At 65.6% G+C, this 1,252-nt stretch carries 1 pseudogene; it reads right to left on the reverse strand.

Annotated features, from left to right (window positions below):
* Positions 1-1,154: pseudogene (smeE, locus tag AC07WC_RS17740) on the reverse strand (multidrug efflux RND transporter permease subunit SmeE); the annotation flags it as partial.
* Between the last annotated feature and the right edge of the window lie 98 nt (positions 1,155-1,252).

Consider the following 1,252-nt stretch of genomic DNA (forward strand, 5'->3'; position numbering starts at 1 on the left):
GCGGCCAGGATGCCGAACGTGCCCAGCAGCACCACCGGTACCGCGATCGTGGGGATCAGGGTCGCGCGGAAGTTCTGCAGGAACAGGTACATCACCAGGAACACCAGCACGATGGCTTCGATCAGGGTCTTGATGACGCCCTTGATCGAGACCTGTACGAACGGCGTGGTGTCATACGGCACCACCGCCTTCAGGCCGGCCGGGAAGTTCGGGGCCATTTCATCCAGGGTGGCACGCACGCCGTTGGCCGTGGCCAGCGCGTTGGCGCCGGTGGCCAGGGTGATCGCGATACCCGAGGACGGCTTGCCGTTGTAGCGGGTCACGAAGTCGTACGATTCGGCTCCCAGCTCCACGCGGGCCACGTCGGCCAGGCGCAGTTCGGCACCGTCCTGCGCGCTGCGCACGATGATGTTGCGGAACTGCTCCGGGGTCTGCAGGCGGTCCTGCGCGTTGATGGTGGCGTTGAGCTGCTGGCCCTTGATCGACGGCGCGCCGCCAAGCTGGCCGATGGCGACCTGCGCGTTCTGCGCGGTGATCGCCGCGATCACTTCGGCGGTGGACAGCTTGTAGGTGTGCAGCTTGTTGGGGTCCAGCCAGATGCGCATGGCGTACTTGCCACCGAACACCTGGATGTTGCCCACGCCCGGCACGCGGCTCAGCGGATCGACGATGTTGGAGCCGACGTAATCGGAGATGTCGTTGGCATCCATGCTGCCGTCTTCGGAGACGAAGCCCAGCACCTGCAGGAAGCCGCTGCTCGACTTGGCCACGTTGATGCCCTGGCGCTGCACTTCCTGCGGCAGCAGCGGCATGGCCAGCTGCAGCTTGTTCTGCACCTGTACCTGGGCGATGTCCGGGTCGGTGCCGCTCTGGAAGGTCAGCGTGATCGTGGCCTGGCCATTGGAGGAGCTGTTGGAGGAGAAGTAGATCAGGCCATCCAGGCCCTTCATGTTCTGCTCGATGATCTGCGTCACCGAGTCCTCGACCACCTTGGCCGATGCACCCGGGTAACTGGCGCTGATCTCGACGGCCGGCGGTGCCACTTCCGGGTACATGGACACCGGCAGCTTGAGCACCGCCAGGCCACCGGCGAGCATGATGATGATCGCGATCACCCACGCGAAGATGGGGCGATCAATGAAAAAACGTGCCATGGAATTCTCCGGTTACTGCTGGGCGGCGGGAGCCGCCGGCGCGGCGGCCGGCTTGGCCGGGGCCGCGCCCATTTCGGTGGCCTGCACGGGCATGCCCG

It is taken from the genome of Stenotrophomonas sp. GW821-FHT01H02A, assembly GCF_059422145.1.